16 protein-coding genes are annotated in these 20,110 nt (G+C 49.5%); 3 read left to right on the top strand and 13 right to left on the bottom strand.

Going from position 1 to position 20,110, the window contains the following annotated elements:
- Positions 1–10: 10 nt before the first annotated feature.
- The 5 genes from glnL to rph all read right to left on the bottom strand — a co-directional run bounded on the left by glnL (position 11) and on the right by rph (position 5,247).
- A complete protein-coding gene (glnL, locus tag AC6I1F_RS04075; RefSeq protein ID WP_160334098.1) occupies positions 11–1,081 on the bottom strand; it encodes a nitrogen regulation protein NR(II) in 1,071 nt (356 codons plus the stop codon).
- Positions 1,082–1,133: 52 nt separating this feature from the next.
- On the bottom strand, positions 1,134–2,555 hold the full coding sequence (gene glnA, locus AC6I1F_RS04070) for a type I glutamate--ammonia ligase (RefSeq protein WP_160334099.1): 1,422 nt from the start codon (positions 2,553–2,555) through the stop codon (positions 1,134–1,136).
- Between the two features lie 205 nt (positions 2,556–2,760).
- Positions 2,761–3,900, bottom strand: a complete 1,140-nt coding sequence (gene hemW, locus AC6I1F_RS04065; RefSeq protein ID WP_290149520.1) for a radical SAM family heme chaperone HemW — start codon at positions 3,898–3,900, stop codon at positions 2,761–2,763.
- Positions 3,897–4,502: an RdgB/HAM1 family non-canonical purine NTP pyrophosphatase gene (rdgB, locus tag AC6I1F_RS04060; RefSeq protein ID WP_289163369.1), complete on the bottom strand. Its 606-nt coding sequence runs from the start codon at positions 4,500–4,502 to the stop codon at positions 3,897–3,899. Before rdgB ends, hemW begins: the two co-directional genes overlap by 4 nt.
- Positions 4,495–5,247, bottom strand: a complete 753-nt coding sequence (rph, locus tag AC6I1F_RS04055; protein ID WP_290432845.1) for a ribonuclease PH — start codon at positions 5,245–5,247, stop codon at positions 4,495–4,497. Before rph ends, rdgB begins: the two co-directional genes overlap by 8 nt.
- A gap of 189 nt (positions 5,248–5,436) precedes the next feature.
- Here rph and AC6I1F_RS04050 point away from each other — a divergent pair, with 189 nt between their 5' ends.
- Together AC6I1F_RS04050 and AC6I1F_RS04045 are read left to right on the top strand one after the other, a co-directional pair.
- The gene (locus AC6I1F_RS04050) at positions 5,437–6,339 is read left to right on the top strand and encodes a YicC/YloC family endoribonuclease (RefSeq protein ID WP_289163365.1); all 903 of its coding nucleotides are present in this window, start codon (positions 5,437–5,439) and stop codon (positions 6,337–6,339) included.
- A gap of 281 nt (positions 6,340–6,620) precedes the next feature.
- A complete protein-coding gene (locus tag AC6I1F_RS04045) occupies positions 6,621–8,432 on the top strand; it encodes an IS1634 family transposase (protein ID WP_160336414.1) in 1,812 nt (603 codons plus the stop codon).
- Positions 8,433–8,590: 158 nt separating this feature from the next.
- On the opposite strand, the gene ilvC is transcribed toward AC6I1F_RS04045, so the two are convergent.
- From ilvC to tadA, 6 genes are all read right to left on the bottom strand, one after another.
- Positions 8,591–9,607, bottom strand: a complete 1,017-nt coding sequence (gene ilvC / locus AC6I1F_RS04040; protein WP_160334104.1) for a ketol-acid reductoisomerase — start codon at positions 9,605–9,607, stop codon at positions 8,591–8,593.
- Positions 9,608–9,654: 47 nt separating this feature from the next.
- Positions 9,655–10,149, bottom strand: a complete 495-nt coding sequence (gene ilvN / locus AC6I1F_RS04035) for an acetolactate synthase small subunit (protein ID WP_290432846.1) — start codon at positions 10,147–10,149, stop codon at positions 9,655–9,657.
- On the bottom strand, positions 10,149–11,891 hold the full coding sequence (gene ilvB, locus AC6I1F_RS04030) for a biosynthetic-type acetolactate synthase large subunit (protein ID WP_290432847.1): 1,743 nt from the start codon (positions 11,889–11,891) through the stop codon (positions 10,149–10,151). The genes ilvN and ilvB overlap by 1 nt, the downstream gene beginning before the upstream one ends.
- Before the next feature lie 187 nt (positions 11,892–12,078).
- Complete coding sequence (locus AC6I1F_RS04025) at positions 12,079–13,965, bottom strand: hybrid sensor histidine kinase/response regulator (RefSeq protein ID WP_290432848.1); 1,887 nt, start codon at positions 13,963–13,965, stop codon at positions 12,079–12,081.
- Entirely contained in the window at positions 13,962–14,867 is a 906-nt protein-coding gene (locus AC6I1F_RS04020) for an LD-carboxypeptidase (RefSeq protein ID WP_289163360.1), read from the bottom strand. Before AC6I1F_RS04020 ends, AC6I1F_RS04025 begins: the two co-directional genes overlap by 4 nt.
- Positions 14,860–15,696 (bottom strand): tRNA adenosine(34) deaminase TadA, encoded by an 837-nt coding sequence (gene tadA, locus AC6I1F_RS04015; protein ID WP_290432849.1) that lies wholly within the window; start codon positions 15,694–15,696, stop codon positions 14,860–14,862. The genes AC6I1F_RS04020 and tadA overlap by 8 nt, the downstream gene beginning before the upstream one ends.
- A 658-nt stretch (positions 15,697–16,354) precedes the next feature.
- On the opposite strand from tadA, the gene AC6I1F_RS04010 reads away from it, so the two are divergent.
- Complete coding sequence (locus AC6I1F_RS04010; protein ID WP_497801608.1) at positions 16,355–18,070, top strand: IS1634 family transposase; 1,716 nt, start codon at positions 16,355–16,357, stop codon at positions 18,068–18,070.
- 61 nt (positions 18,071–18,131) lie between these two features.
- On the opposite strand, the gene AC6I1F_RS04005 is transcribed toward AC6I1F_RS04010, so the two are convergent.
- Both AC6I1F_RS04005 and guaA read right to left on the bottom strand, forming a co-directional pair.
- Positions 18,132–18,281: an Arm DNA-binding domain-containing protein gene (locus AC6I1F_RS04005; RefSeq protein WP_289163489.1), complete on the bottom strand. Its 150-nt coding sequence runs from the start codon at positions 18,279–18,281 to the stop codon at positions 18,132–18,134.
- A gap of 255 nt (positions 18,282–18,536) precedes the next feature.
- On the bottom strand, positions 18,537–20,102 hold the full coding sequence (gene guaA / locus AC6I1F_RS04000) for a glutamine-hydrolyzing GMP synthase (RefSeq protein ID WP_160334109.1): 1,566 nt from the start codon (positions 20,100–20,102) through the stop codon (positions 18,537–18,539).
- Between the last annotated feature and the right edge of the window lie 8 nt (positions 20,103–20,110).

The raw sequence follows: 20,110 nt of genomic DNA, 5'->3' as shown, positions 1-20,110 counted from the left end.
GTTTTTCTTGTTATTGGGCGTTCAGCGGAAAGAGAATGCTGAAATCCGTCTTCCCGTTCTCGCTGCTGACGGATATAGTTCCGCCGTGCCGCTCTACGAACGATTGGACCAATGAGAGCCCGAGTCCGCTCCCCTTCTCTTTGCCGCTCACGAGCGGATAGAAAATGCTGTCCAAAAGCTCCTGCGGAATCCCCTCACCGTTATCGATAACATGAATATTCAGCGCAGCTTTTTTAATTTCTTCGCCAATCGAAACATGGTGCACCACACGCGTTTTCAGTCGAATCTCAGCCGTTCCCTCCCACATCCGTACCGAAAGCGCTTCTGCCGCATTACGCATCAGATTCAGAAAAATCTGCGTGAGCTGACCTCGGTCAGCGGTAATTTCCGGAGCACTGATGTCGTAATCCCTGACAATCTGCAGTCTGTCCTGAAATTCCGCTTCCACCAGCAGGCGTACCCGCTCAAGTACTTCATGAACATTGGTCGGCGCGGGATTATATGACTGCCGATACGGCGCAAGCAGCTTATCGACGAGCGACTGCAGACGATCCGCTTCGCTAATCACGACTTCCGTATATTCTTTCTGTTCCGGATCCGACAATTCGGTCTCTAAGAGCTGAGCGGCACCTCTGATGCCTCCGAGCGGATTTTTGATTTCATGCGCTAGATTGCGCAGCAGCCGGCGTGTATTTTCCGACAGTTCGTTCATGTGGCGCTCGTGGGAAATCAGAAGCGCTTTTGCTGCCGGAGAAATCTCAAAAAAAAGATAGCGCGGATCGTCGGCCATCGGATGGCAAGTCACAAAAACCTGCTTCGGCTCTTTAGGCGGCCGAAGCATCTCGCAGAGTTCCGACTGCACCAGATACGAAACATCCGGACGCTTGTAATAGTTTTGAATCCACGGTTCCGCACACGGCAGTACGGTATATATCGACCGATCCTTGAGAAGTTTCGCGCTCTGGCCAAGATAAAACTGAACGGTGGTATTGGCGTAAAGAATCCGCGCGTTTTCACCGCAAACAATTAGACCGAGCCGAAGCAGATCAAAACTTTCAAAATCCAATTTATCTAAGCTCATCTCAGCCTCGCTCGGTCTTCGTTTTGTCCGTCTTCACGACGGAGAGCCCCTATTACAGGGAGTAATACATATCGTATTCTTCAGGTGTAACAGCCATCTGAACACGAGTGACTTCCTGACGCTTCATATCGATGTAAGCAGCAATCATGTCCTCGCTGAACACTCCGCCGGCAGTAAGGAAAGCGTGATCATCAGCAAGCGCGTCAAGCGCCTGTTCCAAAGAAGAGCAGACGGTCGGGATCTTCGCGTTTTCTTCAGGCGGAAGATCATAAAGATTCTTGTCTGCGGCTTCGCCCGGATGGATCTTGTTCTGGATACCGTCGATACCGGCCATCAGCAGAGCGGCAAAGGCAAGATAGGGGTTAGCCATCGGATCCGGGAAGCGAACTTCAACACGGCGGGCCTTTTCGCTGGCCACATACGGGATACGCAAAGAGGCGGAACGGTTGCGTGCGGAATAAGCGAGCTTAACCGGAGCTTCAAAACCCGGAACCAAACGACGATAGCTGTTGGTGGTCGGATTGGTAATCGCGTTCAGAGCCCGGGCATGTTTGATCACGCCGCCGATGTAATAAAGGGCGAGATCAGAGAGACCTGCATAACCGTTGCCTGCGAAGAGGTTCTTGCCGTCCTTCCAAATGGACTGATGAACATGCATGCCGGAGCCGTTATCGCCAACGACGGGTTTGGGCATGAAGGTTGCTGTCATACCGTAGGCGGCCGCGACGTTCCAAACGGTGTACTTGAGAATCTGAGTCCAGTCGGCTCTTTCGGTAAGTGTGCTGAACAGGGTGCCGATTTCGCACTGACCGCATCCGCCGACTTCATGGTGGTGGACCTCAACGGGAACACCCTGCTGTTCAAGAAGCAGGCACATACTGGCGCGGACACTGTTTAAAGAATCCACCGGAGCAACCGGGAAATAGCCGCCTTTGACTCTGGGACGATGGCCGCCGTTTGCGCCGTCCATTGAGTCGGCATTCGACCAGAAGCCCTCATCGGACTCGATCTTGAAGAAGCTGCGGTTCATATCACAGCCCCAGCTGACGCCGTTGAAAATAAAGAATTCGGGTTCGGGGCCGAAGAACGCGGTATCGCCGATGCCGGTGCTCTTCAGATAGGCTTCAGCGCGATTGGCGATGCTGCGCGGGTCTCTGTCATAGCCTTTGCCGGTCGCAGGTTCGACAACACTGCAGGTCAGGATCAGGGTTTCCTGCCCTTCGTCGGCAAAAGGATCCATGCGTGCGCTTGAGGGCTGCGGCATCAGCAGCATGTCGCTCGCTTCGATGCCCTTCCAGCCGGTAATGGAAGAGCCGTCAAAAGCATGGCCTTCCTCAAATTTGTCTTCATCAAAAGCGGACACCGGAACGGAAACGTGCTGCTCTTTGCCTATAAAATCTGTAAATCGAAGGTCAACGAACTTAACGTCGTTTTCTGTCAGCATCTGCATGACATCTTCTATGGACTTAGCCATGATATCTCCTTTAGATCGGTAGAACTAAGAATAAATTGGTTTTCACCGGTGAATAAGCAAGAAGCGTGCCAAAAAAGACGCGCTAAAAATCACGCCCGCTCCCCTGCGTCTATTCCTGTTTTTGGAAAATCTCCACCATAATGCACTTTTTTGGTGCTTTATGCGGATTTTTCTGCACTTTTTTGATGCGCAGTTATTTAGTGCATCACAAAAAAGCTTCCAGCACCTCATTCAGGTACCGCCACCCTTTTTCGGTACAGAAAATACGCTTTTTAGGATCTTCAACAAGTCCGTCCTTTTCAAGGACTCGCCAAACGGGTTCGACTTCAGACCAGCTGACAAACGCCCGCTGCTCCCAATAATCTCTCGGCACCCCATCCCGAAGTCTGAGTACGTTCAGCATGAATTCAAACGGAATCGCCTCAGAAGGAACTTTTTCAGTATGCGAGACAAATGATTCTCCGCGGTTCTGACAGAGGAGCCAGCGCGCCGGATCCCTGTAGTTATAAAAGCGATGAATCTCTTTATCGTGGCTGTACTTGCCGTGCGCTCCCGGACCGACCGCAAGATAGTCTCCGAAACCCCAGTAATTCAGGTTATGCCGGCACCGATGACCGCTTTTGGCATATGCGGATACCTCGTAATGCTCAAGCGCGAGATCGGTCGTGTACTGCGCGATAAGTTCGGTCATATCCTCGAGTGTGTCTTCATTAGGAATTCCTTCGGGCGGATATTTAGCAAAATAAGTATTCGGCTCCAGAGTCAGCTGGTAATAGGACAGATGCGGCGGATCAATCTGCGCGATAAAGGCCAGTTCCTGTTTGAGATCTTCCAAGCTTTGATTCGGCAGACCGAACATCAGGTCGAGATTAAAGTTGTCAAAAATTTCGCGCACTCCGAGCGCCGCTTCCTTGGCTTCCCGAGCATTGTGCACGCGGCCGAGCGAGCGAAGCTTTTGATCTTCAAAGCTCTGCACGCCAAGAGAAAGCCGATTGACGCCGGCTGATTTAAAGTCTTTGAATTTAGCGAGTTCAAATGTTCCCGGATTGGATTCAAGCGTAATCTCCGCACCGCTCACCAGTCCGAAGGTCTCATCAGCGCAGGCCAGAATTTTCTCCAGAGACTCTGCCAACATCAGAGAGGGCGTGCCGCCTCCGAAGAAGACGGTTTCCAGAGGTCTGTCTGCAGCAAACTGCGCTTGTTCGCGCATGGAACGACAGATCGCCTCGGTGTAGCGCTGCTCCGGTATTTCGCCTTTGACCCCGTGTGAATTAAAGTCACAGTACGGACATTTTTTCAGGCACCAGGGCCAATGGATGTACAGAGAAAGAGGGATCGGCTTCAAAACTTCCAACCCCAGCGGCGCTGCAGAAGCTCGCTCATCCTGCGCATCGCTTTGCCGCGATGGCTCACCGAGTTCTTTTCCTCAGCGCTCATCTCGGCAGCCCGTCTGCCGTCAGGACCCACGATGAAATAAGGATCATATCCAAAGCCGCCCTCGCCTTTGGGCTCTTCAGCGATCTCTCCTTCCCAGAAATCAATCGCGATCAGCGGTTCCGGATCATCCGCAGAACGTATCGCGCAGAGCACGCATACGTAGTGCGCGCTTCGATCAGTGTGTCCCTTGAGCGCGTTCACGAGTTTGGCGTTGTTTGCCGCATCATTCGAAGGCTCTCCCGCATATCGCGCGCTGTAAACACCCGGCATGCCGCCTAATGCGTCCGCACAGATACCGGAATCATCCGCGATCGCAGGCAGACCGCTGTGCTTTGCGGCGTGGCGTGCCTTGGCGAGCGCGTTCTCCATAAATGTGCAGAAGGGTTCTTCCGCAGCCGGGATGCCTAGCGATCCCTGGGCGATCACTTCGGCACCCATCGGAGCAAGCAGCTCCTGCATTTCTTTCATTTTTTTCTTGTTATTGCTTGCAAGTACGATCTTTCTATTCATTGGCGGCTTTTCCTTCTTCAATAGCGCTTCTCTGGTATTCAAAAAGCTGAGAAAGACCGTTCTCGGCCAGATCGAGCAGCTGATTCAGCTCCTGACGGGTAAAGACTCGACCTTCGGCGGTCCCCTGCAGTTCTACAAATCCGCCCTGGTTTGTCATGACGACATTCATATCCGTTCCGCAGTGAGAATCCTCGATATAGTCAAGGTCGCAGACCGGAGTACCGTTGTAGATGCCCACGGAGAGCGCCGCCACCTGAGCGAAAAGCGGATTTTCTTCAAAGCGCCCCTCTTTCTGCAGTTTTGCGACAGCGAGCGCTAGCGCGACATAGGCGCCGGTGATAGAGGCGCATCTTGTTCCTCCGTCAGCCTGGATCACATCACAGTCGATTTTCAGCGTCATGGGGCCGAGTTTTGAGAGATCAACCGCCGCCCTCAGAGAGCGGCCGATGAGTCTCTGAATCTCCTGAGTTCTGCCGCTCTGTTTTCCTTTAGCGGCCTCTCGGTCGTTTCTCGTGCCGGTCGCTCTCGGCAGCATGCCGTACTCAGAGGTAACCCACCCTTTTCCGCTTTCGGCCATCCAGGACGGAATGCGAAAGTCCGCGCTTGCCGTGCAGATGACTTTCGTATCCCCCATCTCGATCAGACAGGATCCTTCCGCGTATTTATTACAGTTTGGCGTGATTCGAACGGAACGGAGTTCGGATGGGTTCCTTCCGCTCGGTCTCAGCTGAAGCTCTTCGGTCATTGTTTTCTCCGGATAATGTATCGCGTGCAAACGCCGCTTATCTGCTGCGGACATTATAGGCCTCGCGCGTCATCGACTGACGGCTCCCTAAAGCTGGTACAAAAGGTCCTTTAACCGCTCCGCGAGATTACAATGCATACCTAATGTTAGGAAGCGACATTTTTCAGCGCTTCCGTTTGGGAGAATTTCATGGGTACAGTTTCCAGCATGACAGGATACGGAAACGTCAAGATTCAGACCGAACTTGGCGAATTAAATGTTGATGTCCGCTCTGTCAATTCACGTTTTTTAGATTTCAGCTTCAGATGCCTGGAAGAGTTTCGACCGTTTGAGCCTAAAATTCGCGAATTAGTCGCCTCGACCGTCGCCAGAGGCAAAGTTGAAGTTCGCTTTAATCTTACGGCTTCCTCCGCGATCAGCGCTTCTCATATCAACGAACAGGCGCTTTCTAAACTTCTTTCCATGCAGGAGCAGGTACTTGCGCTGGCGCCTAACGCGGCCAAATTATCCGTAACGGCCATTCTGCAGTTTGAAGGAATTCTGGAAACTCCCGAAACGGATAAAGAAAAATTTGAAGAATCGATTTTGGCCGGTGTTCGCGACTGTCTGCAGCTCTTTAAGGAGAGCCGCCTGCGCGAAGGCGAAGCCCTGAAGAACGTTCTTTTGAAGTACTGCGGACAGATCGACGCGCTGGTCGATGAGCTTGAACCGAAAATTCCTCTGATTCTTCACACCATGAAAGAGAAGCTTGTCGAGCGGCTTGATGAGGCGCTCACGCAAACACTTTCGGAAAACAGCCAGATCTCCAAAGAGGAAATCAACGACCGCATTCGTCAGGAGGTGACGCTTTACGGCATCAAGATTGACGTTAATGAAGAGATGGAGCGGCTTCGCACCCATGTGCGCGAAGTTCGCCGTGTTTTAGACAGAGGCGGCGCAGTCGGACGCAGACTCGACTTTTTAATGCAGGAATTAAATCGTGAGGCCAACACGCTTGGAAGCAAAGCCGCTTCCATTGATATGACGCAGACCTCCGTCAATCTGAAACTGGTGATTGAATCGATGCGTGAGCAAATTCAGAATTTGGAATAACGCTCAATTCATTCCAAAAAAATCAGCGGCCTCGTTGGGCCGCTGATTTTTTATTTAAGCAAGACGCCTTTGATTAGTTCTTGCTGCGGTCGATATGACGATGAGCAGAGATGAAGGGCATCATGCCCCTGTCTTTAGCCTCGTAAATTCTTCCCCAACCCCCGTGGTTGCTTAATTGTTCCCATTTTTTTAGAAGATAAATTTAACTTATATTTGCTTTATATTATGCTTAGGTTTTACTTTTATGATATAATGAGTAAAAATCTGATTCCGGAGAGTCTATGCCTACAATTACTCTGCAGCACTACAAACGAGGTTCTCACTACTACGCCAGCATCATCGAAACCTTTCGAGACCCGGTTACCCGCAAGAACTCTTCTCGGACTTTGGAAGCTTTAGGAGATATTTCTGAAAAAATGAAGGAGGATCCAAACTACCTTCAATCTTTAAAAGACAGAGTCAAAGCTCTGCGCTCGGATGCCTCACGTGCAGAACAACTCCAAGAGGCTGCGGTTCGGCGGATTGCGCCTGCGGTTTCTGATTCTTCGGCAGCTGCCTCAGCTCCTCGGCTGCATTACGGGATGGCTCCCATACGAAAAGTCTGGGAAAAGCTTGGCTTAAACGCATGGTTCCGTAAGGCCGGATACAACAGAAAACTTTCTTGGGATTTAGATTTGGCCGTGTTCTATCAAGTGGCCAGCCGTATTCTCAGTCCCATGAGCCGGCGGGGAATGAGAAGACAATGTCCGCGCCATTTGTTCAAGTTTGACTCTGTATCACTGGATCAACACTACGAAGCTTTAGACATTCTTGCTGCTTCTAAAACGACCATCATCAAAAAACTTGATGAAGCTGTATCCAAGGAAATTGCGCGGGATTGTTCCTTAGTCTTTTATGACGTAACCACTTTCTACTTTGAGAGCTTTGAACCTGATTGTTTACGCGAAAGAGGCATGAGTAAAGAGCACCGGACTCATGAGACACAGGTTCTTCTCGGTTTATTAATTGATCGCTGCGGCATTCCTCTGGACTATGAAGTTTATCGCGGCAATACGGCAGAAGTTAAAACTTTAATGAAGGTTGTTGAGTCGTTCCGGCAGAAATGTCCGCAGGGCAAACCCATCGTTGTGGCTGACAGAGGACTTAACAGCAAAGAGAATCTTTCCAAGCTGATTGAAAACGACTGTGCCTTTATCGTGGCGCACAGTCTTCACCGGCTCAGCAGCAAAGAGTTGGATAACTTGTTTAGCGAGGACGGCTGGAAATATAAATTTGATTCAGAAACAGGCGAGATGTCATGGAAGATGAAGACAATGGACTGTCCTGAAGCGGTTAAACAAAAAGAATCACGAGAGGTTGTTAACCCGCGTTTGATAGTGACTTGGTCGGCTAAGCGGTATGCCCACGACATGAAGGAATTAAATTTGCAATGGGAGCAAGCTAAGAAGATGATGAGCGCCGGCAGCGGCAGAATTGATGCCTCATTTAAACGAGGCTCGAGACAATTTCTGAAAAGAGTAAAGCAGTCGGATCCGGATAAAAAAGCTCAAGAGGAGCGTTATGAACTAAACCGTGAGCTTTATGAACGGAAAATAAGATTTGCAGGCTATTACGGGTTGATTACTTGCTGCGAAGACTTAAGTGATGAGGAGATTTACTCGAGACTGAGAGAATTATGGAAGATAGAGAACTGCTTCCGAGTAATGAAGTCAGTACTGTGTACGAGACCGATTTATGTAAGAACAGAGGCACATATCAGGGGGCACTTTGTTGTTTGTGTTCTGGCATTGGCTTTGGAGAGGTTCATGGCATTTAAGCTTCGTGAGGCAGCTATAGAGTACTCTCCGGAGATGATGGTTGAATTACTGATGTCTCCGACAGTCTCTCCGATTGAAGGGGTAAAAAACAAGGTGAAGCTGTACCTTAAAACGGGAGAACAAGAGCTGGAGAAACCGGAAAGCAGCTACTCTAAGAGCGTGGATCTGAACCAAGAAGCCGAAAAAGTGATGGCTGTCTTTGGGGTTGAACCACTCCCAACACTCACCACCGTGGTTGATATTACAAAGCGTCTCGGAGTCAGATTGCCAATATAAGTGACTTTTGTCTGCTCAAAAAATGATATAACCCTCTGAATTAAGAGGGTTTTGTTTCATTTTTACAAACTAAAGACGAGAATAACGCTCAATTCATTCCAAAAAAATCAGCGGCCTCGTTGGGCCGCTGATTTTTTATTTAAGCAAGACGCCTTTGATTAGTTCTTGCTGCGGTCGATATGACGATGAGCAGAGATGAAGGGCATCATGCCGCGCAGGCGAGCGCCGACGACTTCAATCGGATGAGCCGCAGTCTGAGCACGGATAGAACGAAGCATCGGAGCGCCGACCTTGTTTTCAAGGAGGAATTCCTTAGCGTAGGAACCGTTCTGAATGTTCTTCAGAGCCTGACGCATAGCGGCGCGGGCTTCATCGGCAACAACACGCGGGCCGGTGACATAGCCGCCGAATTCAGCGTTGTTGGAAATCGAGTAGTTCATGTCGGCAAGACCGCCTTCATAAATCAGATCAACGATCAGCTTCATTTCATGGCAGCATTCGAAGTAAGCCATTTCGGGAGCGTAGCCGGCTTCAACCAAAGTTTCAAAGCCCATCTTGATGAGTTCAGCGATACCGCCGCAGAGAACGCACTGTTCGCCGAAGAGGTCGGTTTCGGTCTCTTCTTTGAATGTGGTTTCGATGATGCCTGCTTTGCCGGCGCCGTTGGCGGCAGCGTAAGACATGGCGACTTCGCGGGCCTTGCCGGATTTATCCTGATAAACAGCGATCAGCTGAGGAACGCCGGATCCTTCGGTGTATGTACGGCGAACTGTGTGTCCCGGAGCTTTCGGAGCAACCATCCAAACGTCAAGATCGTCTCTCGGAGTGACCTGACCGTAATGGATGTTAAAGCCGTGAGCGAAAGCCAGAGCAGCGCCTTCCTTCAGGTTCGGTTCAACCTGTTTTTTGTAGACATCGGCGATAAATTCGTCCGGAAGAAGGATCATGACGACATCGGCGTCTTTTGTTGCATCTTCGATGCTTGCAACTTTCAGGCCGGCAGCCTGAGCTTTCTTCCAGGAAGCGCCGTTCGGACGAACGCCGACGACAACATCAACGCCGGAATCGTGAAGATTCAGAGCGTGGGCGTGGCCCTGAGAGCCGTAGCCGATGATTGCGACTTTCTTGCCTTTGATAAGAGAAAGATCTGCGTCTTTATCGTAATAAACTTTCATTTTTTTCCTCTTTAATAAGTGACTTAATCCTTGGGTAAGTCAATTCGTTACAGTTTCAGTATTCTATCGCCACGGCCGATTCCGCAGGAGCCGGTGCGAACCATTTCCAAGACGGATTCGGGGTCGACCGCCTTAATGAAGGCGTCGAGCTTTTCAGAATTTCCCGTGAGCTCAATTGTATAAGTCTTATCGGTCACATCGATAATTCTGCCTCTGAAAATATCATTCAGACGCTTCATCTCTTCGCGGTCCTTGCCCAGCGCTCTGACCTTAATCAGCATAAGCTCGCGCTCGGCGTATTCCCCTTCGGTTAAATCCACCACCTTAATGACTTCGACCAGACGATTCAGATGCTTCGTGATCTGCTCAATCAGTTCGTCGTTGCCGATACTGGCGATGGTCATGCGTGAAACGCTTTTATCCTCCGTCGGGGCGACGGTCAAAGAATCGATGTTGTAGCCGCGGGCTGAAAAGAGCCCGACGACCCGGGAAAGTGCGCCCGGTTCGTTTTCCAAAAGAATAGATAAGACGTGACGATTCATTAGATTTTCTCCGAGCCTAGGATCATTTCCGTAAGACCGTGACCGGCCTTAACCATCGGCCAAACATTTTCGGTCGGATCGACATGAATATCGATAAACGCCAGCTGATCCTTATATTTTCCGAACGCATCCTTCAGGGCGGTCTCTACTTCCGAAGGCTTATCAACAACGATGCCGACATGCCCGTAAGCTTCGGCAAGCGCCTTAAAGTCCGGTGTGACCTCCATATGCGAGTGTGAATAGCGGCCGTCGTACTCGAGTTCCTGCCACTGACGCACCATACCGAGGTAGTTGTTGTTCAGAAGAATAATTTTCGGAGCAATGCCGAGCTGCTTAGCGGTCGCTAATTCCTGAATATTCATTTGAATAGAGCCGTCTCCTGTCACGCACACAACGCGTTTGTCGGGAGCCGCGACACAAGCGCCGATCGCATACGGCAGTCCCACACCCATCGTTCCGAGGCCGCCTGAACTCAGCCAGTGACGGGGTTTACGGAATTTCAGGAACTGAGCGCACCACATCTGATGCTGGCCCACGTCGCTTGCCACGATCATGTCGTCGCCGCCGATTTCCTGAAGCTTTTCAAGCACGAACTGGGGCTTGATGACCTTATCGCTGTTTTCGTAACTTAAGCAGTTGACGTCGCGCCACTGTTTAATCCGATTCTGCCACGCCGCCATTTTTTCAGGATCGGGCCGCTCCGGTTTCTGATCAAGCAGCGTCAGCATATCGGCGAGAACTTCCTTGACATCGCCGACAATGGGGATATCAACCTTCACTCGTTTGGAAATTGTCGAAGGATCCACGTCAATATGAATAATCGTGCGCTTATCCTGCGAGAAATTAGACGGCAGTCCGACCACTCGGTCATCGAAGCGAGCGCCGATAACGACCAGACAGTCGCAGTTCTGCATCGCCATATTCGCTTCGTAAGTGCCGTGCATGCCGACCATGCCGAGGAACTTCTTATCATTGGAAGGCATTGCGCCGAGTCCCATTAAAGTGGAGTTCACCGGTACGCCGAGCTCGTAGGCAAATCTCTGCAGCATTTCGCTCGCATTTGCCGAAACGACACCGCCGCCGATATGAAGAAGCGGTCTTTCGGATTTAAGAATGATCTGAAGCGCTTTTTTGATCTGACCGAGGTGTCCCTTCAGCACCGGCTTATAGGAGCGCAGTTCGACGTTTTCCGGATAGTTGTATTCGGTGATCGCTGCAGAAACATCTTTCGGGATATCAATAAGGACAGGGCCCGGTCGTCCTGTCTTAGCAATATAAAAGGCTTTTTTAATAATCGGAGCAAGATCGCGTACGTCTTTAACAAGGAAATTGTGTTTTACGCACGGTCTTGTGATGCCGACAATATCGACTTCCTGGAACGCGTCCTGTCCAATCGCGGCCGTATTGACCTGACCAGTAAAGACAACCATCGGGATACTGTCAGAATGTGCCGTCGCGATGCCGGTTACGGCGTTGGTCGCTCCGGGTCCGCTCGTCACCAGTGCGACGCCGACTTTATTGGAAGCTCTGGCGTATGCGTCAGCCGCATGAACCGCGCCCTGCTCGTGACGAACCAAAATGTGTTTGAATTTATTCTGTTTGTAAATAGCATCGAAGATATTCAGTACGCTGCCGCCCGGATATCCGAACACGTATTCAACACCTTCTTCTGCCAAAGCGCGGACAAAGATGTCCGAGCCGTTGAGTTTTTCGGCGGTCCTTCCCGCCTCTTCTTTTTTCATTTGGAAAAGTCCTTTCAAAGTCCGTGGGAAATTGATTGGAGTCCGAACACCGGATTTGTGATCGAGTCTCGGGATATCAGCAGACTGTCAGCCTTCTTTTGTTGTGGAAATTCGGCTGAGAGTTTTTTATCTTCTGTTGGAAGAAAATTCAATATAACTCAAATATTCTTCTCTGCGAGAGATATGTTTACTTTTTATCAAGCAGACGATGAATCGCCCGATTAATCTCGTGCGGGGAGATCGGTTTCTGAAGCAGCAGCGGCATTTCCATCAGGTCGACGGCAGAGTCGGAGAAATTCAGTCCTTCCGTTTCCTCCTCATACTGAGAGATTACCGCGTCACGCGGCGCGGCCGTGCTCACAATCGCGGGAATCCGCCGACCAAGCGCCGAGCGAATCCTAAAGATCGACTGCAGACCGGTCATATGTTCCGGGCCCAGATTGAAGTCTGAAAATATCAGATCAATCGGAGACTCGTGAACCAGTTTTGCCGCCAATTCGGCATCATAAAATTCTGCGGTCCTTACGACACATCCCCAGCCTTCCAAAAGTGTCTTAAGGCTTTCTCGAATCAATCGGTCGTCTTCAATAACAAGGATCCGAGTGCCGTCGAGCGGACGCAGGTTCAGCGTCTGAGGTTTAGCCGGAGAGCTTTCTTTTGATGTCTGTGCTCTCAAAGGAAGTTCCAAGCGGAAAATCGATCCCTTCCCGACCTTAGATATCACTTTAATGTCAATGCTCAAAAGCTCACAGATTTTCTTAACCACGGACAGACCGAGGCCAAAGCCCTCTTTAGCCTTAAAACCGCCCGCGCCTCGATAATAAGCCTGGAACAGTTTTTCTCTCTCTTCGGAGCTGATACCACATCCGGTATCGGAAACCGTAATGATGAGCGTGTTCTTTCGGCTGATCTTGCTGCGAAGCAGAATCATTCCGCTGCTGGTATACCGGACCGCGTTTCCGAGCAGATTACGAATCACTCGTTCCAGAAGCTGCTCATCCGTGACAATATCGGCGGGAACGCTCTGCACTTCCAAAGAAAGTCCCTTGTTTCGGCACTGCGGTTCAAATTCGGCTTCGAGTTCGGCGAACAGTTCCTGAAGCGAAAAGCGAATCGGATTGATTTTGATGGTTTTTGAATCCAGCTTTGAGATCATCAAAATCTGATCCACCAGAGTCGATACTGAATGGCACGCCTTAGAAAGACCTTCCACGATCGGTCGGGTTTGATCATCGGCCTGACTTTCGAGGACGGAAATAAAGATCCCCATTGCCTGAAGCGGCTGACGCAGGTCGTGATTAGCTCCGGCAAAAAATTTCGTTCTGGAATTGATTTCCATTTCCGCCGCTTCTCGGACATAATCCGCGCGCTGCCGCTGATAGATCAGCTGCTCCATCAGGTATTCGCGCTCAAAGGCTCGATAAATACCCTGCGTGTAAATGGAATTCAGACGTGCTCCGAAATAGAAGATGATTAAAAGCAGAACGGCAGACCAGAAGACCGCAACGAACCAGGGCGTCTCGTAAATAATAAAAAGCTTGACGAAGGTCGGAAGCAGTGTACAGGGTACATAAGCCCACAGCGCGGGCGGCCAGATCGCATAGAGCGGGATGCTTCCGAAAGTGACGCCCACAACCAAGGCAAGAAGGACCATTTCCACAATGACGTTGTCGGGAATCATGAAATAGAACCCGGCAAACCCCACGGACAGTCCCGATACGATAATCATCTGAAGAGAGCGGTTTCTCCAATATCTGAACTTCTTTTCCGGCTCGATCTCATTAAAAAAATCATCCGCAGACTTCATGCTGGCCAGTGTATGCATCAGCGCAAACCCGAGCCAGAGCCCCATAACCCAGCCGCCGACGTACTTCCAGCAGACACCCGAGAAAATAAGGATCAGCAACATTCGAATCGCGACTACTGCCGTTGTTCTGTGTTTCAGGATTGCGAGCTGACGGAATTCGACTTTTTTTCTCAGCTGCTCAGAGCTGTAATTGAGATGAATATGATTATTCTCCAGAGGGTCCGGCTCAAATACGTGTCGAAATCTTCTTAGCAGTCCGTTCTTCACAAACGAATCCTTTCTCTGAACGCGGGGCAGCCCTTCATGGTCAGAAGCGCCTTATGGCTGCGGATTGAAAGCACTGACTGCGCCCCAACGACGAGCGTTGCCATTTTCATCTTATGTCCAAACGGCAGGCCTGAAATAAAAGGCGTCGAAGTATGCATAGAAGCAAAACTCAGCGCTTCGTCCAAACCATATCCGAAATCATGCGCTGATCGCCTGACTTGAGAGAAATCCCCGAGAAGGACCGCTTTCTGATTTTCAATAACGCCTGACTGAATCAGCTGATTTAAGTTACGTTCGATTTTATAAGCCGGCTCATCCACATCTTCAACGAATAGGATCCCGCCCTTGATTCTGGGGAAATACGGCGTGCCTAAAGCAGCGCAAAGGATAGAAAGGTTGCCGCCCCAGAGTTTTCCTTCGGTTTCGAAATCATGGAACGGAGTATGAAAATCCAGTGTATAGTCCGTCGCGCCGAGCACATTAAAGAACGTCTCGATGGTATAAGGATCGCATTCAAGGTTGCCGAGCACGGAAGCCGTCGGGGCCTGCAGACTTTTTCCGCCGGTGAGCGCAAGGTATGCCAGAGAGAAGAAAGTGATATCGGAGAATCCGGCCACCCAAGTGCCTTTTTGCGCGATCACTGAAAAATCGACGCCCGGCAGAATTCTTGAAAAGCCGTAACCGCCTCTAGCGCAGAGAACTAGCTCCTCCTTCATGCACATATGGTTAAAGTCTGTGGTCCGCGCCGATTCGCTGCTGCCGCCAAATCTCATCGAACTTGAATAGACCGATTCCCCGACTGTTACATCCCAGCCTCTGCCTTCGAACAATGCCCTCGCACGTTCTACGACCTCTATATCCAGGACATTTCCGGACGGCGCTGTAATCCCTACTCTATTCACACTTTCTCCCACGAATCTGTCTTAATCTGGTAAAAAAATCACGGAGCAGCTGAAGGCTCTGATCCTGAAGTACGCCGCCGGTCACTCTCGTATGGTGGTTCAGCTGATCTATCTTAAACAGTTTTACCACACTATCAACCGCTCCGGCCTTATCGTCTTTAGCGCCGTAGATCAGTCTGCTGAGGCGCGCGCCGATTATGGCGCCCGAGCACATCGGACAGGGCTCGAGCGTGACGTAGAGCGAGCAGTCTTCCAAACGGTAGTTCTCGGTTGTTCGCGCGGCATCTCTGAGCGCAAGGATTTCCGCATGCGCCGAAGGATCTTTATCTGAAATGACGCGGTTATGCCCGCGGCCGACGATTTTTCCTTGAGGATCGACGACCACCGCGCCGACAGGCACCTCTCCTTCCAGCATTGCCTTATGAGCCTCAGCGAGCGCTTCGCTCATAAATTCCACATCCCGACTTGTATCCACTCGAGATGCTCTCTTTACTTCTTCCATTTCCAGCGCGCGGCGACGGCGTTCTTCGCGAATTTCGCGGCGTCGCTTATCAACGCGTTTTGTCAGATTGACCAAACTGATTTTGGCCTGCAGAGGTGCAGTTAATTTCAGGCTGTCCTGTGCGAGCTTATCGGCTGTCACGCTTAACCAGCTGCCTGCTGCGGCAAGGAAGGCTTCCGCTTCCGCCTTTGTGGGTTTTGTGCTGCAATCGCAGCAAGCCCTGAACACTGAAAGCACACAGTTAAGATTTTCCGGCTGTTTTGCCAAATCATCCAAAGATGAACCGGTGCGAATAGACAGGTTCACGAACTTCTCAATAACGTCCACTGCATCCTCCCAACTAAAAACAAATTCAAGAACAGTCTGGACCTTTATCGGACTATCTAGACAGTATTTGACATTTTGTAAGAAATCTCAAGTCTTTTATTCCCCGAAAAAATTCAGACCTATGCTCTCAGGCTCAATCCTTCCGGATTTAGGCCGCTATGGTCCGGCTCAAAAGATAATCTTGATCTTAGTTTTTAAAATGACTATTTGTATTTTTAACTTCTCCGGAGGCTCTTATCCTGTCCTATTGTGTTCTGATTCGTTTTGACTGAGGCTGCGCAAAACACACCCACGTTGACGCTTTCCCTGAAGTAAAACAATATAGGATCGCTGAGAATAGACGGCATGGGTTAACTCTAAGTCTTCCTTGCTCTGATTCCGGGTTTAGTTCATTTAAGTGTTGCCGCGCACTGCTTTTGACAAGAATCGCAAAAAATGCGTCCATTTTTTTCGTTCATTTGGGCAGTGAATAAAAACACAGGAGTTCTAAATCGGTAAAATATGACACCTGAAAGCTGTATAAGTGTTACATGACACTCAGTCTGTCGTTTTTAAATTAATCTAACTCTTTGATTTGTTAACCTATTCTTGGAAGAATTTCCTTGTTTTTTATCATGTATCAATTATAATTATTACATGTGATAAATTTATACATGAAATGCAGAAAATTACCGAAAACGATTGCTCTGAAACGATTGTCAGACAAAAGAGAAAAAACGGTGTTACTTACGTTTATAAAAGAATCGTGCGTTACAACCCGGCAAAACGCAATACGGAAGTAATTAGCAGCAAACTATTAGGAAAATTGGACGCGTCCGGTACCCTTATTCCAAATCGCCCTAAGAAAGCGCGTGCTCCGGTTACAAATAAACCGGCGCCGACAATAGAGAAAAAGATTGTCGGCATCTCTGATATTTTGAAATTTATTGCCGAGGATTGCGGCATTGAAGATGACTTATATGTCTCCTTCAAGGACGATGCCTGCGTCAACAAAATTCTTGATGTCGCAAACTACTGGGTTGCAAACCCGGGCCAATCCCTGAGTAAGTTCGAGGGCTGGCAAAGACTTCATCAAAATCGTTACGGCTACCTGATTACCGAGGACATTTATCACAATCTCTTCTGCGCGGTGGGTGCGGATACGCAAGCCGAGCAGCTTTACTTCAAAGCTCGTTCTAAAAGAGAAGGCAAATGCGTGCTTGCATACGACACCACAACGATTTCTACCTACGGTCAACGAGATGAGTTTGCGCGTTACGGCTTTAACAAAGATGCTGACGGCCTTCCTGTTATTAAACTTCTGACGCTGTTCTCCCTGCACTCCCATCAACCCATAGCATTCCGGAAGCAGCCCGGCAATTATCCGGATGTTATCAGTTTAACCAATGCGCTTAAAGAGCTGAGTTGGCTGGACATGGATAAGATGGAACTCGTTATGGACCAAGGGTTTTACAGTGAAAACAACCTCACTGAATTACTGCGCAGGCACGTCAAATTCCTCTGTCTTGCCGATCGTCGAACTAAGTGGGTCAGCAAGTTGCTCGATCAGTATAGGGACGAGTTGGACTCCCCGGAAAACTTCAATGGGCTTAACACGTTTGAGAGAGGATACTGCTGCTTAAACAAGAGAACCTTCGGTTTTACCCGCCAAAGAGGGACGGAGTCGGCCAAAGCCGGAGAAGAACAGATGTTCGAAAAGCGCATCTATACCTACCTGTATTTGGACACCGCCAGAGCTGCACAGGAAGAACAAAATTTCTACAGTTCCCTAATGGAGCTTAAAGCTCAGATGGAAGAAAACCGAAAAGAGTTGACCGACGCAGCCTTAGAAAGAGCGGCAAAATTTCTGGTCAGATCCAAACGTCCCTATTGCGGCAAATATAAGTACGTACTCAATAAAGAGTCGTTTAACAAAGAAATCCGTAAATTCGGATGCTTTGCTCTTGTGAGCAATCAGGCAGATTCTACGTTCGAAACCCTCAGAACCTACCGCAGACGCGAGCATATTGAAGACATCTTTGAGCTTGAAAAGGATTGCTTGGACGGCAGAGCACCTCGGGCCTGGGAAGCCGCAGCTTTGGAAGGCAGATTCTTTTGCCAGTTCATCGCACTAGGCCTGTATTGTGAGTTATACGAGAGAATCTTCAAAATCAAGGAACAACTCAAAGAAGACAACGCCGCAACAAAAAGCGAAGAACGGGATAACCGATTGTTATTACGCTGGCTGCAATCCAAGTCTCTTAAACAAATTCTCGATTACTTCAGCGTATTGGAGCTAACCGGCTTTAGAGCTGACCGCAATATCGCCATCCGGACTGAAGTTACTAAGCGTGATCAATTGTTTCTTAAACTTCTTGGGATAAAAAATGTTTGAAACATGTATCAATTAGACGGCTTTCAGGCTGCAAGCGTCATCTCACCATAACTGTCAATAGTTAGAGTCTCCTGGCGGTTGTTGTAGCGGTAATTGAATTTGAATGTTTTTTACCTGTGGGATAGACGAGCAAATAGAGGCCGTCGCGATCGGCAACCTTGTACTGCGTCTCTTTCGGTGTCAGTTGATTAATTTTTTTATCAGTCAGCATGTCGGAATTCCAAACCATCAAGAAAACACTGTTTTCAGTGAAACCATCATCATTTTACGATGGTTCGATGATTTTTTCGTCCTAAAACCATCAAATTAACCATGAAAATTTATTTGTAATACTGAGGAAAATAGACGAACAAAAGGAAAAAGAGCAAAACCGAAAGGACGGATAATTTATTGATTTTAGAAATAAAAAAGGGTGCTTTTTTGAAACACCCTGAAATACTAGAAAACGACTAAAAACCCGATTTAGTTATTCCCATTCAATGGTTGCAGGGGGTTTCCCGGATACGTCGTATACGACGCGATTAATACCCTTCACTTCATTAATAATTCTGTTGGATACCTTCCCTAAGAGTTCATAGGGGAGATGGGCCCATTTCGCAGTCATGAAGTCGCTTGTCTGAACAGCACGCAGGCTGACCACCCAGTCATAGGTACGGCCGTCGCCCATAACGCCGACACTCTTGACCGGCAGGAAAACAACGAACGCCTGGCTGACCTTGTCATACCAGTCCGCCGCACGCAGCTCTTCAATGAAAATCGCATCGGCTTCACGCAGCAGATCTGCATACTCGCGCTTAATAGCACCTAAAATTCGAACGCCAAGGCCGGGACCGGGGAACGGATGACGATATACCATCTCAGCCGGAAGACCAAGCTCAATACCAAGCTCGCGAACTTCATCCTTAAACAGCTCTCTAAGCGGCTCAAGCAGCTTCAGATGAAGCGTGTCCGGCAAACCGCCGACATTATGATGAGACTTAATCGTCTGGGCTTTCTTAGTCTTCGCGCCGTTGGATTCAATCACGTCCGGATAAATCGTGCCCTGAGCAAGCCATTTGGCGCGAGGAAGCTTCGCCGCCTCCTCCTGGAAAACTTCAACAAACAGCCGGCCGATAATCTTGCGCTTGGCTTCCGGATCCGTCACACCGTCAAGCGCCGCCATGAAGCGATCGGATGCATCGACAACAACAAGCTTCATACCCATATTCTCACGGAAAGTCTGAGCAACCTGCTCTCTTTCATGCAGACGCAGAAGACCGTTGTCAACAAAGACACAAGTCAGCTGTTCACCGATCGCTTTGTGAATCAAAGCTGCAGTGACGGAGGAATCAACGCCGCCGGACAAACCTAAAATAACTTCATCTTCGCCAACCTGGGCGCGAATCTTCTCAACCGCCTCAACCGCAAAATTGCCCATTACCCAGTCAGGATTGGCTTTGCAGATACGAAGCACAAAATTTTCGAGAATCTGACGGCCCTTTTCCGTATGCGTCACTTCCGGGTGGAACTGAACCGCATAAAAACCTCTCTTCTCGTCAGCCATGCCGGCAATCGGACAAGTCGGTGTGGAACACATCAGTTTGAATCCTTCCGGCATCTGCGTCACTTTGTCGCCGTGGCTCATCCAAACCTTGAGATAGTTGTGACCGTCGTCATCAATGAAGTCATACAGGTTCTCAAGAAGCTTTGTGTGACCGTGCTCACGGACTTCGGCATAGCCAAATTCCCTCTGAGCACCGCTCTCAACTTTGCCGCCAAGCTGCATCGCCATCGTCTGCATGCCGTAGCAAATGCCGAGGACAGGTACACCCATCTCAAAAACCGCTTTCGGCGCTTCATCGGTGGATTCTTCGTACGCACTCATGTGAGAGCCGGAAAGAATAATGCCGGTCGGCTTGAATTCACGAATGAATTCGTCCGTAACCTCACAGGAATGGACTTCACAGTAAACGTGAGCCTCACGGACCCGGCGCGCGATAAGCTGCGTCACCTGGCTTCCAAAGTCAAGAATAAGTATGCGATCGTGATTCATGTCGGTTT

This window comes from Parasutterella sp. St.1A3 (assembly GCF_059728705.1).
Note: the sequence above shows the minus strand (reverse complement) of the source record. Positions and strands in the feature narration are given on the sequence as shown.